20 protein-coding genes and 1 riboswitch are annotated in these 21330 nt (G+C 58.7%); of the genes, 9 read left to right on the top strand and 11 right to left on the bottom strand.

Annotated elements, in window-relative coordinates; genetic code table 11:
* Nucleotides 1–255 precede the first annotated feature (255 nt).
* The 3 genes from KI797_RS03075 to KI797_RS03065 all read left to right on the top strand — a co-directional run bounded on the left by KI797_RS03075 (nt 256) and on the right by KI797_RS03065 (nt 4419).
* Entirely contained in the window at nt 256–1950 is a 1695-nt protein-coding gene (locus KI797_RS03075) for a methyl-accepting chemotaxis protein (protein ID WP_226171381.1), read from the top strand.
* Between the two features lie 263 nt (nt 1951–2213).
* Nucleotides 2214–2299: riboswitch (cyclic di-GMP riboswitch) on the top strand.
* 65 nt (nt 2300–2364) lie between these two features.
* Nucleotides 2365–3933, top strand: coding sequence for an N-acetylglucosamine-binding protein GbpA (gene gbpA, locus KI797_RS03070; protein ID WP_226171380.1), 1569 nt, complete (start codon nt 2365–2367; stop codon nt 3931–3933).
* Nucleotides 3934–3936: 3 nt separating this feature from the next.
* Nucleotides 3937–4419, top strand: coding sequence for a cytochrome b (locus KI797_RS03065; RefSeq protein WP_226171378.1), 483 nt, complete (start codon nt 3937–3939; stop codon nt 4417–4419).
* Nucleotides 4420–4509: 90 nt separating this feature from the next.
* Here the strand turns inward: KI797_RS03065 and cbl are convergent, their stop codons facing one another.
* The 6 genes from cbl to KI797_RS03035 all read right to left on the bottom strand — a co-directional run bounded on the left by cbl (nt 4510) and on the right by KI797_RS03035 (nt 10341).
* Entirely contained in the window at nt 4510–5457 is a 948-nt protein-coding gene (gene cbl, locus KI797_RS03060; protein ID WP_025325756.1) for an HTH-type transcriptional regulator Cbl, read from the bottom strand.
* Between the two features lie 116 nt (nt 5458–5573).
* Nucleotides 5574–6641: a sulfate/molybdate ABC transporter ATP-binding protein gene (locus KI797_RS03055; protein ID WP_202047812.1), complete on the bottom strand. Its 1068-nt coding sequence runs from the start codon at nt 6639–6641 to the stop codon at nt 5574–5576.
* Nucleotides 6642–6715: 74 nt separating this feature from the next.
* Complete coding sequence (gene cysW, locus KI797_RS03050; protein ID WP_226171376.1) at nt 6716–7609, bottom strand: sulfate ABC transporter permease subunit CysW; 894 nt, start codon at nt 7607–7609, stop codon at nt 6716–6718.
* Nucleotides 7606–8445 (bottom strand): sulfate ABC transporter permease subunit CysT, encoded by an 840-nt coding sequence (gene cysT, locus KI797_RS03045; RefSeq protein WP_226171373.1) that lies wholly within the window; start codon nt 8443–8445, stop codon nt 7606–7608. The genes cysW and cysT overlap by 4 nt, the downstream gene beginning before the upstream one ends.
* 279 nt (nt 8446–8724) lie before the next feature.
* Nucleotides 8725–9300 (bottom strand): RBBP9/YdeN family alpha/beta hydrolase, encoded by a 576-nt coding sequence (locus KI797_RS03040; protein ID WP_283942477.1) that lies wholly within the window; start codon nt 9298–9300, stop codon nt 8725–8727.
* A gap of 39 nt (nt 9301–9339) precedes the next feature.
* Nucleotides 9340–10341, bottom strand: coding sequence for a sulfate ABC transporter substrate-binding protein (locus tag KI797_RS03035; RefSeq protein ID WP_226171369.1), 1002 nt, complete (start codon nt 10339–10341; stop codon nt 9340–9342).
* 535 nt (nt 10342–10876) lie between these two features.
* Here KI797_RS03035 and KI797_RS03030 point away from each other — a divergent pair.
* From KI797_RS03030 to KI797_RS03015, 4 genes are all read left to right on the top strand, one after another.
* The gene (locus KI797_RS03030) at nt 10877–11494 is read left to right on the top strand and encodes a hypothetical protein (protein WP_041997608.1); all 618 of its coding nucleotides are present in this window, start codon (nt 10877–10879) and stop codon (nt 11492–11494) included.
* A gap of 106 nt (nt 11495–11600) precedes the next feature.
* Nucleotides 11601–13721: a hypothetical protein gene (locus KI797_RS03025; protein ID WP_124814235.1), complete on the top strand. Its 2121-nt coding sequence runs from the start codon at nt 11601–11603 to the stop codon at nt 13719–13721.
* The gene (locus KI797_RS03020) at nt 13706–15223 is read left to right on the top strand and encodes a hypothetical protein (protein WP_226171367.1); all 1518 of its coding nucleotides are present in this window, start codon (nt 13706–13708) and stop codon (nt 15221–15223) included. The genes KI797_RS03025 and KI797_RS03020 overlap by 16 nt, the downstream gene beginning before the upstream one ends.
* The gene (locus KI797_RS03015; protein WP_226171365.1) at nt 15157–17067 is read left to right on the top strand and encodes a tyrosine-type recombinase/integrase; all 1911 of its coding nucleotides are present in this window, start codon (nt 15157–15159) and stop codon (nt 17065–17067) included. Before KI797_RS03020 ends, KI797_RS03015 begins: the two co-directional genes overlap by 67 nt.
* 104 nt (nt 17068–17171) lie before the next feature.
* Here the strand turns inward: KI797_RS03015 and KI797_RS03010 are convergent, their stop codons facing one another.
* From KI797_RS03010 to KI797_RS02990, 5 genes are all read right to left on the bottom strand, one after another.
* Nucleotides 17172–17327, bottom strand: a complete 156-nt coding sequence (locus KI797_RS03010) for a hypothetical protein (protein ID WP_157438655.1) — start codon at nt 17325–17327, stop codon at nt 17172–17174.
* Nucleotides 17328–17498: 171 nt separating this feature from the next.
* A complete protein-coding gene (locus tag KI797_RS03005) occupies nt 17499–18365 on the bottom strand; it encodes an HD domain-containing protein (RefSeq protein WP_052448053.1) in 867 nt (288 codons plus the stop codon).
* Complete coding sequence (locus KI797_RS03000; protein ID WP_264160792.1) at nt 18362–18865, bottom strand: site-specific integrase; 504 nt, start codon at nt 18863–18865, stop codon at nt 18362–18364. Before KI797_RS03000 ends, KI797_RS03005 begins: the two co-directional genes overlap by 4 nt.
* 53 nt (nt 18866–18918) lie before the next feature.
* A complete protein-coding gene (locus KI797_RS02995; RefSeq protein WP_226171362.1) occupies nt 18919–19530 on the bottom strand; it encodes an Arm DNA-binding domain-containing protein in 612 nt (203 codons plus the stop codon).
* Between the two features lie 9 nt (nt 19531–19539).
* Nucleotides 19540–19752 carry a hypothetical protein gene (locus KI797_RS02990; protein WP_041997613.1) on the bottom strand — a complete coding sequence of 71 codons (213 nt, stop codon included), beginning with the start codon at nt 19750–19752 and terminating at the stop codon, nt 19540–19542.
* A 145-nt stretch (nt 19753–19897) separates the two neighbouring features.
* On the opposite strand from KI797_RS02990, the gene KI797_RS02985 reads away from it, so the two are divergent.
* Both KI797_RS02985 and KI797_RS02980 read left to right on the top strand, forming a co-directional pair.
* Nucleotides 19898–20140 (top strand): helix-turn-helix domain-containing protein, encoded by a 243-nt coding sequence (locus tag KI797_RS02985; protein WP_041997615.1) that lies wholly within the window; start codon nt 19898–19900, stop codon nt 20138–20140.
* A 218-nt stretch (nt 20141–20358) separates the two neighbouring features.
* Entirely contained in the window at nt 20359–21306 is a 948-nt protein-coding gene (locus tag KI797_RS02980; RefSeq protein WP_041997616.1) for an IS30-like element ISAs2 family transposase, read from the top strand.
* Nucleotides 21307–21330: the final 24 nt, after the last annotated feature.

Genomic DNA, 21330 nt, shown 5'->3' with positions numbered 1-21330 from the left:
CACTCCTTTTTGGTGAAATGCCAACTCATTCACACTTCCTGCAAATAGGGCCGGCAAATAGTGCGCCGGGATGCGCCAGACCACGCTATCAAAAGCGAGGGTTCCTGTCTGCTGGCTATACTGGTTGCCAAAAAACTCAATTGGCGGTCAATCATCACAACCCATTGAAAGTTAAATAAATGTTAACCAAAAATAATCGAGGCCAGCCAACTGACTGGCCCTCACCAGATCCGCACGGGAAAGAAGGAAAAGACTATGTTCAAGCTCGGTGATATCGCCGTGAGTCGCAAACTGATGCTGCTGCTCTCGGTGGCGCTGGTCGGCTTCATCGCACTGCTGCTCATCTCGGCCAGTGCCCTGCATCGCAACCTGATGAGTGAGCGGGAAGCCAGATTGCAGGCGGTGCTGGATCTCGCCATGAGCCGGATACAGACCCTCGCCGCCACCCTGCCCGCCCCAGAGGCGCAGGCCGAGGCCAAGGCCATGCTCGACAGCATGCGCTTCGATGGCGACAACTATCTGTTCGTACTGGATGAGAATCGCCGGGTGATGGTGCATCCTGCCAAGCCCGAGCTGGCCGGCCAGCAGATGGGCGCGCCCGACGCAGCCCCCGCCGACGCCCACTGGCAACGCATGGTGGATCTGGGCAAGGGAGGCCATCAGGGTCGTCTTGAATACCAATGGATCTCCCCCTCCGGCGAGGTGGCCCAGAAGATGTCACTGGTGGCCGGCTACCAGCCCTGGGGCTGGATCCTGGGCTCCGGTCTCTTGCTGCAAGACATCGAGGCCACCATCTGGTCCCAGTATGAGCTGATGGGAGGGGCCACCCTGCTGGTGATCCTGCTGATGGGATGGCTGGGGATGACCATCAGCCGCTCCATCGTCAAGCCACTGGCCGAGATCAAGGGGGCCATGGCCCAGGTGGCAGCCGGCGATCTGGTGGTGAGCATCCCGGTGCATGGCAAGGATGAGCTGGGGGCCGTCGCCACCAGCACCAATCAGGGACTGGATGCCATTCGTCACGCCCTGCTGGAAGCCAGCCAGGGGGCTCGCAACGTGGCGGATGCCGCCCTGCGCATCGCCGCCTCCGCCGAGCAGACCAATCAGGCGGTCAACAACCAGCGGGATCAGCTGGCCCAGCTCGCCACCGCCATGAACGAGATGAGCGCCACCATCTCGGACGTGGCGGGTCACGCCGAGAACACGGCTCGCGACACCCAGGATGCCACCAGCGAGGCCGGACTCGGCAACGAAGACGTCCACGCCAGCGTGCACGGCATCCAGGCACTCGCCACCGAGGTGGAGCAGGCCACCCATCAGGTCAATCGGCTCAAGGAGGGGGTGATGCAGATAGGCGAGGTGACGGCCGTCATCAGCGCCATCTCGGATCAGACCAATCTGCTGGCCCTCAACGCCGCCATCGAGGCGGCCCGCGCTGGCGAGCAGGGTCGCGGCTTCGCCGTGGTGGCCGACGAGGTACGCCAGCTGGCCAGCCGCACCCGCCACTCCACCGAGGAGATCCAGAGCACCATCACCCAGTTGCAGCAGCGGGCGATGACCGCCGCCAGCGCCATGGACGCCAGCCGCAAGCTGGCGGAGAGCAGCGTCGGCCAGTCCGAAAAGGCGGGGCAGGATCTCTCCCTCATCGTCAATCACATCCAGCACGTGAGCGACATGGCGACCCAGATCGCCACTGCGGCGGAGCAGCAGAGCATGGTGGCCGAGGACATGAACCGCAACGTCAGCGGCATCAATGACTCGGCCCTGGAGATGTCCCAGGCCGCATCCCAGCTGGCCCGGGAGAGCGAGCTGCTGGCCGGACTCTCCCGCAGCCTGGACGAGCGGCTGGCGGTGTTCAGGCTCGGCAATGGCCTCCCCCGGGATCTGTCGCCCGGTCAGGCTCCGCGCCCCTCGCCCTCCCGCCGCACAGACCAGTACCCGCACCACTGACCACCTGACCCAGTCCCATCCCCTGCCGGCCCCGCCGACAGGGGATTTTTTCATCAATGAAAAATGTCACCACCTCGCATCTTTTCAACAGAATGGGCGAACTAACCCCAACTTGATGGATTAAATATAAATTTAAAAACAATGAGTTAAGTTATTGCTCTACTCCGATGAGATCAAGTTGCAAAGATTTATACTTAATAATTTAATCAAAAAAAAGCCATCATGACTGTGTCGTCATCAAAGGCGGCACCCTGACCCTTTATGTAGTCATTTGGCAAACTGGTTGAAAGGCCAGGACGCAAAGCCTCCGGTCTAAAGACATGTCGTCCAGGATAGCGGGGTTGCCACACTCAGGTGTGTCACGGGGAATTCCCCTGCCAACTTGACTGCCCACATCACCGAACAGAGGAATGTATGGCAGCAAAAATCAAACTCAATCATGTGGCCACCGCGCTGGCGTTGCTCGCCAGCGGCGGCGCGCTCGCCCACGGCTACATCAGCCAGCCGGAAGGGCGCAACTATCTGTGCAAGACCGGCGGCAACAGCCAGTGCGGCGCCATTCAATGGGAGCCACAGAGCCTGGAGGCGCCGTCCGGCTTCCCCAATGGCGGCCCCGCCGACGGCCAGATCGCCTCGGCCGGTCATCCACAATTCGCTGAGCTCAACGCCCAGACCAGCGATCGCTGGACCAAGCGACAGGTGCAGGCCGGCCCCTTCGCCATCGGCTGGACCTTCACCGCCAACCATGTCACCCGCAACTGGCGCTACTACCTCACCAAGCAGGAGTGGAATCCGAACCAGCCGCTGACCAGGGACTCCTTCGATCTCAATCCGTTCTGTGTCATCGACGGGGGCATGGTGCAACCGCCCAAACAGGTCACCCATCAGTGCACCCTGCCGGCGCGCACCGGTCATCAGGTCATCCTCGGCGTCTGGGAAGTGGGAGATACCGCCAACAGCTTCTACAACCTGATCGATGTCCAGTTCGACGGCGGCACCCAGCCACCGCTGGCCTGGAGCCAGGGCGGGACCATCTACTCCTCCATCGATCTGGTTGCCGGCGACAAGGCCAAGACCCGGGTATTCGACGCCAACGGCGAGCGCACCGATCTGCAGACAGTGCTGACCATTGGTTCCGCCGAGCAGGGTCAAAAGAACAACTGGGCCCACGATCTGGCCGCCAAGATCAACGCCGAGCAGAGCCAGATCCGCGCTGGTCAGCAAGGCTCCGATGGCCAGTTCAACCCGGTCTACGGCCAGAATCCCGTCTACCTGAAGGCGGGCAGCAACCTGCAGCGGGTCGAGGTCCAGCTCGAGCAGCAGCAACCCCCGGTGAATGACGGCATCAGCGTGAGCGGGCTGGAGAACGAATACCTGCTCGACAACGGCAAGGTCACCCTCAACTTCACCGTCACGGCCGAGGGGGATCTCGCGGTCACCAACACCCTGTATGACCACGGTGGCGCCGCCAAGGGTCAAACCAGTGCCGACATCAAGGACAGCAGCCAGAGCTTCACCATGGAGGTCAGCGGTCTGAGCGCCGGTCACCACCAACTGGTGATCGAGGGCAAGCCGAAGGCGGGCGGCGCCCCCCTGCAGCAGACCGTGGATCTGATGTTCAAGGATCCGGCCAGCGGCGGTGACTACCAGTACAGTTTCCCGGAGGGGCTCAAATCCTATGCGGCAGGCACCAAGGTACTGCAGCCGAAAGATGGCAAGATCTATCAGTGCAAGCCCTACCCCTACAGCGGCTGGTGCACCATCTGGACAAGCACTGCGACCCAGTATGAGCCCGGTGTGGGCACCAACTGGCAGGATGCCTGGACCCTGGTGAACTGCTCCCCGCAATCAGAAGAGGCCCGAGCGGCCTCTTTTTTGTGCCTGTCATCCGCGCTCCCGGTGCCTTGCAGCACCCTGGGCCCCAGTCGGAAAAATCCTATGACGAAAGACTACTATGACCCCCTGAGCCGCCTGCTGCACTGATTGATGGCCGCCGTCATCCTCTACGCCACCCTGGCGGGCTACCTGATGCACCTGGTGATCGACAGCCACCCCAGGCTGTTTCAGTTTCTGTCGGTGTTGAACATGTCGATGGCGACCCTGATCACCCCGCTCTTCCTGCTGCGCTGGGGCTGGCGGCACTGGCGCGCACCCCTGCCCGAAGATAAAGCCGAGCCTCACCATCCCGCCGCCAGGCTGGCTCACGCCCTGCTCTACGGCCTGATGTGCATCGTGCTGTTGAGCGGCTTCCTGATGCTGGAGCAGGGTTATTCCCTGTTTTGGCTCTACCCGGTCGGCAACCCCATCGATGTACCTGAGGTCAACGCCTTCTTCTTCGGCGTCCATCGCCTCGGCTGCCTGTTACTGGCGGCGCTGGTCCTGCTGCACGTGGCCGCCGCCCTCTACCATCACAGGATCAAGGGGGATCGCACCCTGTATCGCATGTTGGGTCCCCAGAGCGGGCGCTAACCAATGAGTGAGGCTCTGGGCCTGGCTGAAGAGCCGAATAAACAAGCAGGGAGCCAAGGGCTCCCTGCTTTTTCAGACCATGCGCCACATTCAGATCTGGTAATCGAGCAGCGGCTCGTTGCTCATGGCCCTGGCCTGGATCTCCGCCAGCGCCAGCTCGGGGTTGCAGAGCTGGATGAACTGCCAGGTGAAGTTGTGCTGGAACTGCCCCTGCTTGAGGCCTATCCAGGCGGTGTGCGGCGCAAACAACCGGCTGCCGTCGAGCTGTACCAGCCCCTTGTCCCGCTGGGGATCGAACGCCATGTCCGCCAGTATGCCCACCCCCATCTCCAGCTCGACATAGGTCTTGATGACGTCGGAGTCCTGGGCGGTCAGCAGGATCTGCGGATGTATCCCCGCCTCGGCGAAGGCCTCATCCACCCGCACCCGCCCCGTCAGGCCCGCCTGATAGGTCACTATGGGCCAGTGGGCCAGGGCCGCCAGGGTGAGTTCCCGTTCGGCGGTGAGGGGGTGCTGCTCCGGCACCACTATATTGTGGTGCCAGCGGTAGTAGGGAAACGCGACCACGCCTTCGCTCTTGTCGAGCTGCTCGCTGCTGATGCCGATGTCCACTTCGCCGGTCTGCACCAGCCGCACTATCTCCTCCGGGCTGCCCTGGCGCAGCTCCAGCTGCACCAGGGGGAACTGCTCGCGAAACGCCTTCACCACACGGGGCAGGGCATAGCGTGCCTGGGTGTGAGTGGTCGCTACCAGCAGCCGCCCCGAATCCCGGTTGGCGAAGGTGCTGGCCAATTTGCGGATATTGTCGGCGTCCCCCAGAATGCGCTCGGCGATCACCAGCAACTCCTTGCCCGGCTCCGTCATGCCGAGCAACCGCTTGCCGTAACGGATGAAGAGCGCGAGCCCCAGCTCCTCCTCCAGCTCGCGGATATGGCGGCTGACCCCAGACTGGGAGGTAAAGAGGGCATTGGCCACCTCGGTCAGGTTGTAATCCCGCCGCGCCGCTTCCCGGATAATGCGTAATTGCTGAAAATTCACCTCATCGCCTCCTGCGCTGAGTGGCGGTGGATACTGCCACCGTCCTCTTGTTATTGGGTGGCCGGATCAGAGTCCGGCTGCAAGCCTGAAAGGAGTCTCGTCTTGGGCCCTCGCCCTCAAATCTGGTAGTCGGGATAGAGCTGCGCATGTCGGGCCACCAGACGCACCCCCTGGCCGGGAGCGAAGGCCCGGGCGGCCTCCTTGCTCAGCTCGGCCTCGTAGTGAGCCCCCCTGGTCTCGCCATCCCCGCGCAACTCCACCCTGATCCGCGGCCCCATGGGCAACAAACGGGTGATGGTGGCGCTGATGCCACCCGGTGCATCCGCTGGCAGAATCTCCAGCTCGTGGGGGCGCACATAGGCGATGGCCGCACTGCCTTGTGCCAGCTGGGAGCTGATGGGGCCACCCAACTGCTGCTCACCTATGCCAAGCCCCTGCCCGGCCACACGGCCGCGGAACAGGTTTACGCTGCCGAGGAAACTGTGCACGAAGGCGGTGGCGGGCTGGTCATAGACCTCGGCCGGAGTGCCGATCTGCTCGACCCGGCCTGCGTTCATCAGCACCACCCTATCCGCCACCTCCAGCGCCTCCTCCTGATCGTGGGTCACGAACAGGCTGGTGACGTGCAGTTCGTCGTGCAGCTCCCGCAGCCAGCGGCGCAGCTCCTTGCGCACCTGGGCGTCGAGGGCGCCGAAGGGCTCGTCCAGCAGCAGCACCTTGGGTTGCACCGCCAGGGCACGCGCCAGGGCGACCCGTTGGCGCTGACCACCGGAAAGCTGGGTCGGATAGCGCTCGGCCACGTGGCTGAGCTGCACCAGATCCAGCAACTCCTTGACCCGGGCGCGGATGCTGGCTTCATTCGGCCGATCGGAACGTGGCTTGACCCGCAGGCCAAACGCCACGTTCTCGAACACCGTCATGTGCCTGAACAGGGCATAGTGCTGGAACACGAAGCCGACGTTGCGCTCGCGCACGTGGAGATCCGAGGCATCCTCGCCGCGGATGATGACGTTGCCACTGTCGGCCTGCTCCAGCCCGGCGATGATCCGCAGCAATGTGGTCTTGCCGCAACCGGAGGGGCCGAGCAGGGCGACCAGCTCGCCGTCGTGAAAATCGAGGTTGATGTCGGCCAGGGCCGCGTACTGATTGAAATGCTTGTTGAGTCCTTGTACCTGAATGCTCATGGCAGCCTCTCTAAACCGTTAAACCGGATTCATGGTTATCCGGGCTGGCCTGCCAGCAGGCAGACCAGGCCATATCAATGGGACTGGGTGGGCTGAGCGCGCAGCCGGGCCAGCAGGGTCTCCCCCAGCAGGGTGAAGATCCCGAACAGGGCCAGCAGGCTCGCCACCGCGAAGGCGGCGCCGGTCTGGTACTCGTTGTAGAGGATCTCGATGTGCAGCGGCAGGGTGTTGGTCTGGCCGCGAATGTGGCCGGAGACCACGGAGACGGCGCCAAACTCCCCCACCGCCCGGGCGGTACAGAGCAGCAGACCGTACATCAGGCTCCAGCGGATGCCGGGTAGGGTGACCCGCCAGAACATCTGCAGGCCGCTCGCCCCCAGCATGATGGCGGCTTCCTCCTCTTCCGGACCACGGGCCTCCATCTGGGGCAGCAGCTCGCGCACCACGAAGGGCACAGTAATGAAGGTGGTCGCCAATATGATCCCCGGGGTGGCGAAGATGATCTTGATATCGTGCTCGCTCAGCCAGTCGCCGAACCAGCCGCGACTACCGAATATCAGCACGAACATCAGGCCTGCTATCACGGGCGAGACCGAGAACGGCAGATCGATGAGGGTAATAAGCAGTTGCCGGCCCGGGAAGCGGAAGCGGGCTATGGCCCAGGCGGCCGCCAGCCCGAACAGCAGATTGAAGGGCACGGAGCAGAGGGTCACCAGGGCCGTCAGACCAAGAGCGCTCAGGGCATCCGGTTCGCTGATGGCATGCCAGAAGAAGGCAAGGCCCGGGCTCAGGGCCTGGATAAAGACGGTGGCAAGCGGCAGCAACAGCAGGGCGGCGAACCAGCCCAGCCCGACACTTATCAGCAGCCACTTCACCCAGACGGGCTCACGGGTCACGGCAGGCTGGCGCACCTGAGTGGCAGGCACTCCATCGAGGGCCAGATCCAGGCTTGCGTTGGATGCGTTCATATGCGGCTTCCTCCGATGCGTGCCCAGCTCCAGGCCTGCAACTTGTTGATGATCAACAGCAAAACAAACGAGATCAGCAGCATGACGGAGGCGATGGCCGAGGCCCCGGCATAGTCATACTCCTCCAGGTGGCTCATGATCATCAGCGGCGCGATTTCCGACACCATCGGCAAATTTCCGGCGATGAAGATGACGGAGCCGTACTCCCCTACCCCGCGGGCAAACGCCAGGGCAAAACCGGTGAGCAGCGCCGGGATCAGAGTAGGCCACAACACTCGCGCGAAGGTCTGCCAGCGATTGGCGCCAAGGCTGGCGGCGGCCTCCTCCTGTTCGGTCTCAGCCTCCCGCAGCACCGGCTGCAGGGTGCGCACAACGAAGGGCAAGCCGATGAAAGTGAGGGCGATAACCACCCCTATGGGGTTGTAGGCGAGCTCTATACCAAAGGGGGCAACCCACTGACCTATCCAGCCGTTGGGGGCGAAGATGGCGCACAGGGCAATGCCGGAGACGGCAGTCGGCATGGCGAACGGCAAGTCGATGAGCGCATCCACCAAGCGGCGACCGGGGAAACTGTAACGCACCAGCACCCAGGCCAGGATCAGCCCGAACAGGCTGTTGAGCAAGGCGGCGATAAAAGCGGCCCCGAAGCTGAGGCGAAAGGAGGCAAGCACCCGGGGGGAGCCTATCACCTGCCAGAACTCGGCGGCCGTCAGGTTGTTGACCGCGAACAGCACCAGTGCCGAGAGGGGCAACAGTACCAGCATGCTCAGATAGAGCAGACTGAAGCCCAGGGTCGGTCCCAGAGCAGGGAGGACGGAATAAGAACCTAATCGCATAACACATCCGTTTGTTATAAAAACTTTCGATACGCTGATTCTGCTCACGACCGCCAGTGACAACAAACACCAATAACGCCTTTGCTAAGCACTTTTTTATCTAACAACGGCAAACCAGGGCTTTTAGAGCGATAAATAGAAAAAAAGGTCTTTTATATAAATAGAAGACCTAACAAACGGAGCGGTGAAACCTGAACTGTGGAGACAGTCACTATGGGATCAGGGTGGCGAGCCTGTCTGGTATCTTGCGGGAACTCTCCTTGTCATATGGGCAGAGGATCAGCGGAAGCTGAGGGCAGCCCGCCTGCCCCACTCGGTCGAGGCGGGGTCCACCACCATCTCGGCCCTGTGATGAAGGGTGTTCAGCAGGTTGAGCCCCTGACTCCACTCCCCATGACCGGACTGGGCATTGATGTGGCCCACCTCGCCGGCATCGAACAGCGGCACCTGCCACTGGCGACTCCAATACTCGGCACGTTCGAAGCTCATCCAGGGATCGTTGCGGCTGGCGATGAGCTGGGCGGACACCTTGATGGAGCCCGCCAGCGCCTCGTCCGGAATGCCGAAACGAGCCGGATCCGCAGGCGCCACGATCAGGATGGAGGAAACCTTCTCCGGCTGTAGCCGGGCGGCGGCGATGGCCGTCAGGGCGCCGAAGGAGTGGGCCACTAGGTGGACCCGGCTGCGTCGGCTCCTGAGCTTGCTCGCCAGTTTGGCGCTCCATACGGTGAGGTCCGGCTTGTCCCAGGGCAGACCCAGCATCCGCTGCCACTGGGGAAATTGCTGGTGCCAGCGACTCTGCCAGTGATCCGGCCCACTGTTGTGCAGACCGGGAACCAGAAGGATCTTGTTCATCATGGTGCTCCTAGCTGTTGTCACAGGGACCGGCCGGCCTTAGCCGCCCGGTTGGTAAATCTGGTCGAACAGCCCACCCTGGGCGAAGTGCTTCTTCTGTGCCTTGTCCCAATTCCCTTCCAGATCCTTGACGGTAAAGAGCGCCAGCTGCGGGAACTGGGCCGATGTCTCCTTCAGGATCGCCGGGTTGCTCGGGCGATAATGGTACTTGGCGATGATCCGCTGCCCCTCGTCGGAATAGAGGTAATCAAGATAGCCCTTGGCGACTGCCTCGGTACCGTGCTTCTTGGCTACCTTGTCCACCACGGCAACCGGGGGTTCGGCCAGGATGGAGACCGAGGGCACCACGAGCTCAAACTTGTCGCTGGTCCCCGGCTGATTCAGCACCAGCAGGGCTTCGTTCTCCCAGGCCAGCAAAACGTCGCCGAGGCCCCGCTCGATGAAGCTGGTGGTGGCGCCCCGGGCGCCGGAATCCAGCACCTTCACGTTCTTGAACAGATCGCCGACAAACTGTTTGGCACCCTCTTCAGTGCCGCTCTTCTTCAGGGCATAGCCCCAGGCAGCCAGATAATTCCAGCGCGCACCGCCGGAGGTCTTGGGGTTCGGGGTCACGATGGCGACATCCTTGCGAACCAGATCGCCCCAGTCCTTGATCTGCTTGGGGTTGCCCTTGCGCACCAGGAAGACGATGGTGGAGGTATAGGGAGACGCATTGTTGGCAAGGCGCCCCTCCCAATTGCTGGCAGTAAGACCCGCCTTGGCCACGGCATCGACGTCGTAGGCCAGCGCCAGCGACACCACGTCAGCCTCCAGGCCGTCCACCACGGCACGGGCCTGCTTGCCGGAGCCACCGTGTGACTGGCTCACCACCACATCATCGCCCGTCTTTGCCTTCCACTCCTTGGCAAAGGCGCTGTTGTATTCCTGGAACAGCTCGCGGGTCGGGTCATAAGAGACGTTGAGCAGGCGCACCTCGGCCGCATTGGCCTGGCCGAGTGTCAGCAGAGAGAGCAGGGTCAGGGCGGTCATTCGCAGTTTCATGGTGATACTCCATATCGTTGGGTTGAGTACAGAATGCCGCCTTCCACATATATCAGGAAGAAAGAAAAAGCGCTTTGCTTATCTCTTTTACGCATATTAGGCCAACCGCCAACACACACTCACTGCCGCGAACCAGCTCCCTGATCGCCCAGCTCGCCACTCATCAACGTCAGATTGCAGGCACGAAAAAGCCCAGTCTGTTGACCGGGCTTGCTGAAGGCGCATAGCAAAAAGGCCTTCCCGTGAGGGAAGGCCTTTCAAATTAGTGGCGGAGCGGACGGGACTCGAACCCGCGACCCCCGGCGTGACAGGCCGTTCCAGCCAGATTATCTCTATTTCACTTATGTGGCATTAAATGTAATCAATTGTTTCTTAATGACAATTACCTTTGACATTCGGTTTTACCATTAAGAACAATTTACGCCACATACGTGGTCACGGTCACAAAATATCGATATTTCAATGATCAATATTTGATCGCGAATTTGCAGGGCGCTAGTCTCAAAATAGACCAATTACCATTTTGAGGTGTCTGATGAGTGACCCCTTCACGCTGTCTCGCGCCCACCCAGACCTCCGTTTCTCTGTCCATCCGCTCGCCCACGCAGCGTATCAGTGGAGCCTCGCCTACCCCCGTCTCGTCTCTTGGAAAAACCTGCCCGGCGGGCTGACCAGCCAATTGCTTCGGCAACCATTACAGGGCGTCATGTTGTACCAGCAGGGTAAAAACAAAAAGATGCGCCCAACGGAATTTCTGCTGTTTTCACCGCTGTGGCCGGCGCTGTACTGGGAGGCTCCCTATCCGCCGGAGGGCACGCTGCTCATTCATAACACCCCATCCCACGTCTCCAACGATGCCGACATTGAACAACAGGCGTGGGCCAGCGCCTTCAGCCTGCTCGTTATGAGCATCGACAGCAGAGAGCTCGCCGCTTTGCGAGAGAGTTTTCAGGCCCAACTGCCCCGGCATATGGCACAGTATTTTTTCGACAAGTCACAGGTGAGCGATGCAGACCTTTGCCTATGGACGGGGTGTAGCCGAGGCACGCTGGTCCAGCAACGCCGACGAGCGGTCAGCAACACTCCGGTCGCCAACCCCTTCGCTGATCCGATTGCGCTACTCGACACCGACTGGAGTCCGGACCATGGATGAGAGGCCCCCTCTAGATCAGGAGCGTTACCACAGACGACTGTGTCACCTGTCCCACGTGGTATGCCCAAAGCTTCTACCGCCCTCATTGCGCTTGACCACCTTCGCGATGCTCAAGTGGCTGATGGGAAACATGCCAGATGATTACTGGCACCGTTACGGAGATTTGGAACGCTGGGCTAGCCATCCACGCTATCGGGTGAACCCCAGTGCTCTTAACATAAAAACTCCATTTGAGGCTTGTCACTACCTCAGGCGACAGCAATTACTGACCGAGTGCGGATTCGCCGCTGCGATCAATATCACTTCCCCCTCGGCTTGGTCAGATGACGATCGCGATCACTATCGATGTTACCAGCAACTGGTCATCGTGAGTTGTCTAAAGTTACACCTCATCGGTGATCATGACTCCGCCATCGAAAACGCGCTGCGGGAGATCCGTCTGATCGCTACCGAAGCACGGCACACACCGGTGCTGCAAGAACTGCCGGATATGGCGGCTCACCCAGATCTGGCGACACTCATCACGACGCTACGTGCCAACCGCCAACACGCGCTATCGCCGCTCATCGAGCGAGGGCTTGGTTTTCTGTGTGTGGTCATCTACGATGCCTATCGCCTGGCAAAAGGCATCACTCGCTATCGCAGGTCAAAGAAACTGCCCGTCGCCGAGCACTATGTCCAATTGATTCAGCTAGAAAAAACTGATGACACTGACATCGTGATCGAAGAGCTAGTTATGCGACCAGGGCCTAATGGAGAGCCGATCGATGAGCTGCCTTTCGCTCTTGATACCAAGACCGTGCGCATCCACGACCCCAGCTCTCCGCACCGCTCACCATTTTTACGCGCCGAATTGAACAGGCGAGTCACCGAACAACTGGCAGTGCGTCAGCTGTCACTTCCGTGTAGCTTCGAGCAGGCCAGTGATTGGGATATCGAGCATCTAGTGAGGGATGCAGTCAACGAGGGTGACCCTGCTGGAGGTTGGTTATTGCTAGCTCTCGTATGCGGCGGTATCCCTGGTGGCCTAGCAACAGGCCGGAGTTTGCAGGTCATAAAAGATCACCTCTGCCTCGTCATTGAACACAAGGTACCAGCAAGTACACTGGATGAGCGACTACATGCTCTGCTGCCCCCCACCCACTCACGTGTCGTTCTGCCGCTCCCAACGGTGTTACAACATTTGGCTGTCAATGCACCGCCCCCGAGCGAACAGTTGTTGAAAAAGCACCTTGCGCTTATCAACGAACGCCACCAAACCCGGCTAACCCTGGGGCGAGTCACTCGTTATCTGGAGCACTGGTATATCAACCAAGGCTTCGATCTGATGCAGGTGGCGCTCGTCCGTGGTCAGGACTACAAGAAGCGCCCGGCACTGGCGTACAGCAATACCCCCACCGACCAGGTGACCAAGCACCATCGAGCCTATCTACAGTTTTTGTTTAACTTGGCGGGACTGGATGCGGGTCTGCCGCCAGCCCGTAGCATCCCTGCCACGGTTGGCAGTAGTCTGCTCCTGCCGGGCAAGGTGCTGCATAACCTGTTTAACCGGCTGTTAATACCGCCACCGGCCCCCAAGCGTGATGCAGCCCTTGAGGAGGTGGCGAGCTTTCACAATCACTACCTTTGCTACGTGTGGGCACTGCTGACGTTTGTAACTGGTCACCGGGATGTGACTGCTCCACTGGGATCGCTCGCTGACTACAACCCCATCACGCGTACATGGTGGATAAGCGATAAAGAGATCCGTAATGGGCTGGCGGCTCGGACCTTGGTGATCCCTGTCACCGCCGCTCGCCAGGTCGCACTTTACCAAGCCCATCTACATGCCCTGGGTCAACGCTACCGACTTCTGCATCGCGGGCTGGCACAGCGCTGCGATGCCGCACTTGATGGCAGCAAAAATCTGCTATTTTTCATCCTTCATGACAGTCAGGGTCATCTGCTGCCTCAGGATCCCACACCCAGCAACCTCAATCAGCAACTGGGTAACCGGCTGCCGATCCAGCACAACTGGGCTCGCCACCATCTACGCAGCGTCCTGCTGCGCAGCGAACTGGCACCGTCAGTGATCGATGGCTGGATGGGGCACGAGGAGATCGGCGAGTCGATATTCGGTCGCCACAGCTGCCTGTCCATCCAGACTCTGCAACACGTTGCCGACCTCATTGAAGCACATTTGAATTTTCACCAGATTGAGGCAAGGGCAGGATGGCAAATCCTCTGATCCTATCACCGCGGCGCCGCGAGCTGATGGTACAACTTGGCCGAGATAAGCGCCGACAGGACCGTAAAGATGAGGCCGAAGTGGTGATCACCCAGGCCATCAAGATCTTTCGTCATCATCTACCAGAGATGTTGGAAGAATCTCCCTGTGCCGACCGATTTGAACGGTTGTGGCCAGACATTGATGCCCAACTGCGGCAAGATCTAAAGACCCTGCACGCCTACCGCTTTGCCTACTCGGTTATCTGCCAGAAACTGGAGATGGGGAACCGGCAGGGAATCTGGTGCATTGCGATCCCCCCTCCTTACTTGACTGTGCGACGCCCTCACCCATTTCGCTCCGAGCATTGGCACCAAGCGACTATCACTATGGCCAACGCAGCTCATACTTGGCGCACCACATTGAGTGAACCGACCCAAGACCCCGACCGGTTATTCGCCCGTTTGCTCGTCTGCGGAATCCTCTATGGCGGGCTCAATCGCCCCTATTTGTGGCTCGCCATGGGGCATGCATTGCTCGAAATCCAGCCGCTGTCCGGTAATCATGAACTAACTTGGATCACCCTAACCCTCGAGCCTGGCGAGCTTCCCAGTAACAGCTATTACCATCATGACGAACACGATGGCAATGCAGAACACAACGAGATACACCAGACTGGTATACGGGCCATCACCCAAGTGAATTACATGCCTGACCCAATCAGCCTCGGTATATTGCGGCAGTTTCTCAAACATCGCCCCGCAACTTGGTGCCCTCCAACCAAACAGGCAGAGTGCCTTGGATTGTTGCAAAAGGAATTGGGAGCAGAGATCAGCCAGCAAGCGCTCTGCAGAGGAGCCATCGGCTTAACCGAACATCAGCTTGGTACTGAACTCCCGCAGGTACTGCTGGAATATGCAGCAGGACGAACCCCAAGTGCATCACTTCCTCTCGCATACTGGCACCGGCTGCTCCAACCTCGCCTGTACCCAGCCAACCAGGACACCTATCAGAAATTTAACTCTCTAGAAAGCGTGGCGAAATGGCCAATGGCAAGCACCAGCCAGCCATCGCAAAAACCCTATCTGCTAGATGAATTAAGAGCGATTTTTCGACAAGACCCAGCCGCGCCCAAGGGCCCGAAAACCATCATCACGGAACTCGATGCTCTTGGGAACACGAGTGCCCTTACGCTCAGCGAACAAGTGCTAGTCAGCTGGTTGCTGTCATTGCTTCTGACACGCCGTTTGGCCCCGTCGACTGCTCAGCGCTACCTCGAAAGCATCGGCAAGGAGTGGTTATCGATGACCGCACAACTACCGCTTGCAAGCTACGATGGCATCGATTTTACCGAACTCTATCACAGCATTCTTAACCGCCCACGCAGCCAATATCAGCGTGACTTCATGGCTGGCCGCCTTCAGGACATGCATGTCTTCGCCGTCGAGGCTTTGATATGGCAGCGCTACCAGAATCACTTGCAACCGGCGAGAAGAAAATTCCCCATGTCAGCGCCGCCATAGTCGATGAGCCCCTCTTTGCCGGTTTGCTGGCACAGGTCGATTGCTTCATCGATACCGACGTTACTCTGCGGATGATGCTTAAATCCTTTCTTATCATGGCCTATCGCACCGGTTTGCGCCCCGGAGAACTCGCCAAGTTGCGGCTAATGGATGTTGAGCCCTCCCCCATCGGGTGGCTTTTTGTCCGCAACAACCGCCACGGTCATAACAAGACCGATGCGGCACTGCGCAAAGTACCACTTTACCCCATGCTCACCGGCAATGAGCGCGATCTCCTCAAACGCTATATTGGCGAGCGACGGATGCAGGCGGATAGCAACAAGGAGTTGCTGTTCCACGCTGCGGGCAATCTCCACGAGCGGGTCAACCTGCAACAGATCTCCCTGATGGTCAGGTCTGTACTCTACCAACTCAGTGGCGGCCTTCATTATCGACTCTACCACCTGCGTCACAGCTGTTTTTCTCGGATGCAGTTGCTGCTGCATCACGATCTGGTGTCCTTGCCAGACATTGTCCAGCGAGCCTTGTTGCCCTACCCCGACACACAACGCGAGGAGATTGTCCGCCTGATCGCAGGCCAGCATCGCCTGCGGGATCGCTATATGGCGCTCGCAGTGATGGCTGGGCACAGCAGTCCCGAGATCACACTGAATCACTACCTGCACTTCACCGACCTGTTACTTGGCTGCCACCTAGCATGCAACCAAACCCCGCTCTCCAGGCAAGAGAGCCAATATCTGTTTGGTATATCGACCCACAAGCAACGCACACTAGACTGCGAACAGGAAAAACCAACGCCCCTGACCCCGGCTAAGCTGATGCCCCACCTACTGAAAAGGCTGGGAGCCTATCAGGCAACACCACCGCGCCAAGTGCGGCAAGGCATCAAGGCGAAAACCCTCGCCGATGCAAACCGAGCCAGTCATTACGTGCAGAGTGAAGCCGTCCTCAAGCATCTTGAAAAAGGAAAGGATCGACGGGAGATAGCCAGCCAATTTGGCTTGAGCGAAGAGTTGCTGGCGACTTGGCATGCGAGCGCAATCGAGCTAGGCAATCTGGTGACACAAAAAGCCCGCTCACGGTTGATTCCCCGCAACCGGCAGCGACAACTGCTCCCGGCTGAACTCGGCACAACCGCAGAGAAACATGCACTGGCTGACGTCTTGAAAGTCTGCCAAGCCATGAGAAAGAGACCCAAACAGATGGCCGAGTTCAGGTGGGCCATCCGCTATTGCCTGACCAACTCAAACAGCTCCCATGCCGGGATCAAATTCACCTCTCCAAAAATCTTCCGCCGCTTTATGACCTTTGTCAGCAAGTTATATCCCTGGTCTCAGTGGCGACTTGATCTCCACGTGCCCCAAGATAAACCTGCCAAACGCTGGCACCTTCATCCAGCGCTGGCCGTCGAGCGCAGCACGCTGCGCAAAGTGCAGCAGTTTCCCCAAGGCTATGCCTACTTATACCTAAACCACCCCAAGGAGGAATTATGCCAGGCGGGCCATTCATCACCGATGTTGCGCTATCTGTTTCATCGCTTTGCCATAATCCTATTCAAGGCGACCAGCATCCGCCGCTGGCAAATTGGCGATTCACAAAATCTGCAACGCATCGCAAAACTGGCCGACACCAATCCAATGACGTACGAGGTACTGATGGAGATTGACAGGATGAGCCGTGACATGACGCACTATGAAATGGCGCTATGTGGGTCATTATTCCATGAGGCTCTACAGAGGGCTGATGAGGATGTTTACAGGGATGTCGTAGAGCAACTATATGAAGAAGGCCGTCAACGCGCCGCCGAATGGTCTGTTGCTCAGGATGAACCCCGATGGGATTAGCCAGGCAAGCTCTTTCTGGCGCGGCTCTGAAAAGTGGGGGTCATCCCCGCCCATTGAGCCCACCCCTCTCACGGGCTGAGCTCAAATTCCCTAACCAATTGGTTTCAGGATCCTGCCCCACTCTTTTCATCAAAATTATTGGGTGTCTGGGTTGTCTGTTTTTTCAGCTTTCTGCCCTCAAGGTAGAGATATCCAGCAGCAAAGGCGATCAGCTCCATGGCTAGAAAGAAGATACTGAGAATGACGATGCTCGAGCTCATACATGCTCCTTGTTGCATAAATCAAACAGGATAGTCCCTGAACCCCAAGGGATGCTGAAAGTATCCTGCCGATATGTGGTCCCTGCAAGTTGCCCAAAGCGCCGCAAACAGTCGGGCGCTGTGGCCCTCTCGGCACATCTTGCTGTCAACGGCCGTCAGAGCTTCGAGATCTCAGTCCAACCGTTTGTAGACCTGATCGCCATAAGGCGATTTGACAAACCAGTAATAGGCCGGGACCTCGGTGAAAGCCCGTCGCCAGTTGTGTACATCCATAGACAATCGATCACAGATATGAACCATCTGGGCTGGCAGATAGGCCTCCGACTGCCGACCAATTTTGATGGAAAGGCAAGAACTGATGGCCTCAAACAGCTTGGGCGCCTCCTGACTGAGGCGGGCCAGCGGCTCGGCCAGCACCATGAAATTGAACGACTCATGTTGCCCCACGACCCCGTTCCCGCTTGTGTTGTTGTAGAACAGGTGGATCTTGCCGATGTCATGCAGAAGACCGCCGATAAAGGCCACGCTGGTGCTAATCGGGCCGACTTGATGCTGCATGCAGAGCGCCGAGGCGGTGATTGCCACCTCATGACTGTGCTCAAGCAGTCCACCGGTATGGTGATGATGGTACTGGTTGCTCGCCTTGCCGGTGAAGAAGGGCCACATGATGCGATCATCAAGCAGCACGGCGAGGTAGAATCGCCGCAGGGCCGCATCCGGTAAATAAGCGAGCATCCCCCAGATATCCGACAAGATGGCATGTTGTTTATCTGCCAGCCATGAAAATTGCTGCTCAATGTCGTCACGACGCACCTCAACAGGCAACGGCATGAAGGTCATCAATCGAGGCACTTCCTCGCGATTCATCTCCAGCAGCAACCACTGCCCAGCCGGCACCACATCCGCCAGCAGCTCACCGCTGACATCGACATGGCGACCCCCTTTCAGGAAAGTCAAACGCCACACGCCAGCACTAGGCAAGCCGTGAATCAGCTCGGCCCACACCAGCGTCAAGTTAAACGGGGATGTGAATTTCATACCTCATCCTCCAGATCAAGTTCACCGTCCAGCAGTTGTTCGAAAGCGGCACCATCCCGACCGACCAGATTGGGCACATAGCGCGAATAGACCCGAAACAGCATGCTGGTCGTGGAATGACCCAGCTGGCGGGCAATCCACTCCGGATTTTCGCCGGCGGCCAGCCACAGAGTGGCAGCCGTATGGCGAGTCTGATAAGGGTTGCGCTTTTCAAGCTTCAGATTGGCCAACAATGGGTACCAGACACGCTGAGCCACATTGCGGTGGTTGAGTGGCTCACCGTTGCGAGCACAAAACACGAAGGTACTTTTCTCGCCCGAGAACCCCCACTGTTCACGCAAGGCCTCATAGACTCGCTGGCTCATTGCGATGGTGCGGTGAGATCCACTGGTCTTGGTGGGCCCGACTTTACCCCTGACCAAGGACTGGTGAATATGAATAAGGCGGGCGCCAAAATCCACATTGTCCCAACAAAGCCCATCGATCTCACCCGTGCGCATGCCAGTGAAGAAACGCACCGTGAAATAGGGACGATAGTCCGCCCGTACCTTGGTCAGAACTCCTCTAGGGTAAACGGCAGGACTTGCGCCCTAGGCATCGGCAGGGCCTTGATATTGCGCCACGGGCTATCAAACTCGAACCGCTCGGCCGCCTCGTTCAAGATGAGGCGCAGGTAGGTCATGATGTGGTTGATACGGGAAGCCGACAGCGCCCGTTCGTTCTGCCCACCCGGCTCACACAAGCGCAACCGAAACGCCAAGATCTGTTGCTTGGTGATGGCAGCTAACAGCTGCTCACCCATGGCCGGAATCAGGTGACAGCGTAAAATGCCATCCACCGTTTCAATTTGGCTCTCCCGCCACTCGACCCGTTTTTCATCGAGCCATAGCTCGGCGAAGGCGGAGAAAATCATCCGCGCACCAGAGGCCTTCTGCCGACTCAGTCTCTCCATGGCCACATACTTCTCAACCTTGGGACTGTTGGGAAAGTGATGCCCATAGTCAAAGGTACCGATACGGATCTGTTGCTCTATCAAGCAGAGCACCTTATTGAGCTTCTGCCGGTTAGCCTGGGTATCAGCCAACGTGGTTTGCTCCCGACAGCGGACCCCCCTGTAACGAAAGTCCAGATAAAGCTTGCCATTACGGCTATTTATCGAGCCCATCGCACCACCTCACTTCAAGCTAGCAATGAGATCGTGGGCTGCTGCTCCTTGCAGCATGGACTCCTCTACCCGCTCCCAGATGTAGAGAATTTTTCGCCCACCAAACGGACGGATGTAATGCACGCCCTCGAACAGCACAGCGTCTTTCAGACTCTGGCGGATTGTTCGCACGTCGTATTTGATCCGTGATGAGAGCTCTTCGGTTGTCAGATAGGTACTCATATCTCGCCTCCAAGTGAATCACAAATGAGTCATTTCGCTCGCGCAAGATGAATATAAATCACGCAATGTATTTGTCAATGCTTTTTTTGCATCATGCATGTTTCATTTGGTAGGCTATGTGAAAAATACTCGCTATGGATAAGTCATGATTAGGATCCTGCTCATCAAGCTACTTGACGAAAAATCGTTCCAAGAAAAGCGCCGCATAACTCTCTCTGAAGTGAGCGAAAAAACAGGGATCAGTCGGGCAACCCTGACCCGGATCGCCAACGTGCCTGGTAATGTCACCAATACCGATACAATCAATGCGTTGTGTAAATATTTTGGATGCCAGCCTGGAGAGTTGTTGAGGTATGTCGAGGAGGAGGACAGTCCTGCGGGGGAGTGAAATATAAGTTCCGGTCCCGCCCTCTTGATGGCTCTCATGCAGAAGGTAGAGTCTGAACTTTTATTTCTTAAGGGTTATTCAGTGCAGCTCAACGACGCCTGCAGCGATTACTTCGGGAATTCAGATAATAAGTGCGACACTCATGGATGAATGGCGAGAGGTGGCCAACTGCTGATTGGTGGTACCCTTCTGCTCGCCAAAGTAAAAGCAGTATCACCATGAGCTATCAGCAGTTGACCGAGGGGCAACGATACCAGTTATCGGTGCTTCGCGCACAGGGGATGTCCATCCTTGCCACCGCACGCGCCATTGGCGTTCATCGCTCCACCCTCTACCGGGAGCTGCGTCGTAACGCCGGGCCGCAGGGCTACCAGCCAGACAATGCGCATCAGCACGCCACCCACCGACGGGCTAGTGCGGCCAAATCTCGGCTATCTGCCGATGTCATCCAGTTTGTCGAGCTGACACTCGCCTGGTGGTGGAGCCCGGAGCAGATAAGCGCGGTGGGCAAGCAGATAGACCTCATGGTGAGTCACGAGTGGATATACCGCCATGTGGCCGCCGACAAAGCCCGGGGTGGCCAGTTGTACCGCCATCTGCGCCAGGGCCACAAGCGCTACCGCAAGGGAGCGAGCAGCCTGCGTTCTCCCATCAAGGAAGCCCGCTCTATTGATGAACGGCCGGCTATCGTCGATAGCCGGGAGCGGCTCGGTGATTGGGAGGCGGACACGGTGCTGGGCAAGCAAGGCACAGGTACACTGGTCACCCTGGTGGAGCGCAAGAGCCGGCTCTATCTGGTCAAGCGGGTCGCGAGCAAACAGGCTGGGGTGGTGCGGGATGCGATAATCGAGATGTTAACGCCCTACATCGAGCAGGCGCATACCATCACCTTTGACAACGGCGGCGAGTTTGCCGAACACAAGGCGATAGAGGAAGCGCTGGGTGCCGAGACTTACTTTGCGCACCCTTACTCTTCGTGGGAGCGCGGTCTGAACGAGAACAGCAATGGGCTGTTGAGGCAGTTTATCCCAAAGGGAACAGACCTGAGAGAGGTCACGGACGAGGATGTCAGGAGAGCGGAGCAGTGGCTCAACCTACGACCTCGGAAATGTCTCGGATTCAGGCAGCCTGTCAAGGTATTCGAAGAGTACCGTCAGGCGGCATAGGCGAGTGTCGCACTTCGAAGTTGA

Source organism: Aeromonas media, from assembly GCF_020423125.1.
Lineage (GTDB): Bacteria > Pseudomonadota > Gammaproteobacteria > Enterobacterales > Aeromonadaceae > Aeromonas > Aeromonas media.
This window is presented reverse-complemented; position numbering and strand designations above follow the sequence as displayed.

Bases quoted from the DNA above. Each gene is read 5' to 3' on its own strand.
- KI797_RS03075 (WP_226171381.1), top strand. From the start codon at position 256: ATGTTCAAGCTCGGTGATATCGCCGTGAGTCGCAAACTGATGCTGCTG.
- gbpA (WP_226171380.1), top strand. From the start codon at position 2,365: ATGGCAGCAAAAATCAAACTCAATCATGTGGCCACCGCGCTGGCGTTG.
- KI797_RS03065 (WP_226171378.1), top strand. From the start codon at position 3,937: ATGGCCGCCGTCATCCTCTACGCCACCCTGGCGGGCTACCTGATGCAC.
- KI797_RS03055 (WP_202047812.1), bottom strand. From the start codon at position 6,641: ATGAGCATTCAGGTACAAGGACTCAACAAGCATTTCAATCAGTACGCG.
- cysW (WP_226171376.1), bottom strand. From the start codon at position 7,609: ATGAACGCATCCAACGCAAGCCTGGATCTGGCCCTCGATGGAGTGCCT.
- cysT (WP_226171373.1), bottom strand. From the start codon at position 8,445: ATGCGATTAGGTTCTTATTCCGTCCTCCCTGCTCTGGGACCGACCCTG.
- KI797_RS03040 (WP_283942477.1), bottom strand. From the start codon at position 9,300: ATGAACAAGATCCTTCTGGTTCCCGGTCTGCACAACAGTGGGCCGGAT.
- KI797_RS03035 (WP_226171369.1), bottom strand. From the start codon at position 10,341: ATGAAACTGCGAATGACCGCCCTGACCCTGCTCTCTCTGCTGACACTC.
- KI797_RS03030 (WP_041997608.1), top strand. From the start codon at position 10,877: ATGAGTGACCCCTTCACGCTGTCTCGCGCCCACCCAGACCTCCGTTTC.
- KI797_RS03025 (WP_124814235.1), top strand. From the start codon at position 11,601: ATGCTCAAGTGGCTGATGGGAAACATGCCAGATGATTACTGGCACCGT.
- KI797_RS03020 (WP_226171367.1), top strand. From the start codon at position 13,706: ATGGCAAATCCTCTGATCCTATCACCGCGGCGCCGCGAGCTGATGGTA.
- KI797_RS03015 (WP_226171365.1), top strand. From the start codon at position 15,157: ATGGCAGCGCTACCAGAATCACTTGCAACCGGCGAGAAGAAAATTCCC.
- KI797_RS03010 (WP_157438655.1), bottom strand. From the start codon at position 17,327: ATGAGCTCGAGCATCGTCATTCTCAGTATCTTCTTTCTAGCCATGGAG.
- KI797_RS03005 (WP_052448053.1), bottom strand. From the start codon at position 18,365: ATGAAATTCACATCCCCGTTTAACTTGACGCTGGTGTGGGCCGAGCTG.
- KI797_RS03000 (WP_264160792.1), bottom strand. From the start codon at position 18,865: ATGCGCACGGGTGAGATCGATGGGCTTTGTTGGGACAATGTGGATTTT.
- KI797_RS02995 (WP_226171362.1), bottom strand. From the start codon at position 19,530: ATGGGCTCGATAAATAGCCGTAATGGCAAGCTTTATCTGGACTTTCGT.
- KI797_RS02990 (WP_041997613.1), bottom strand. From the start codon at position 19,752: ATGAGTACCTATCTGACAACCGAAGAGCTCTCATCACGGATCAAATAC.
- KI797_RS02985 (WP_041997615.1), top strand. From the start codon at position 19,898: ATGATTAGGATCCTGCTCATCAAGCTACTTGACGAAAAATCGTTCCAA.
- KI797_RS02980 (WP_041997616.1), top strand. From the start codon at position 20,359: ATGAGCTATCAGCAGTTGACCGAGGGGCAACGATACCAGTTATCGGTG.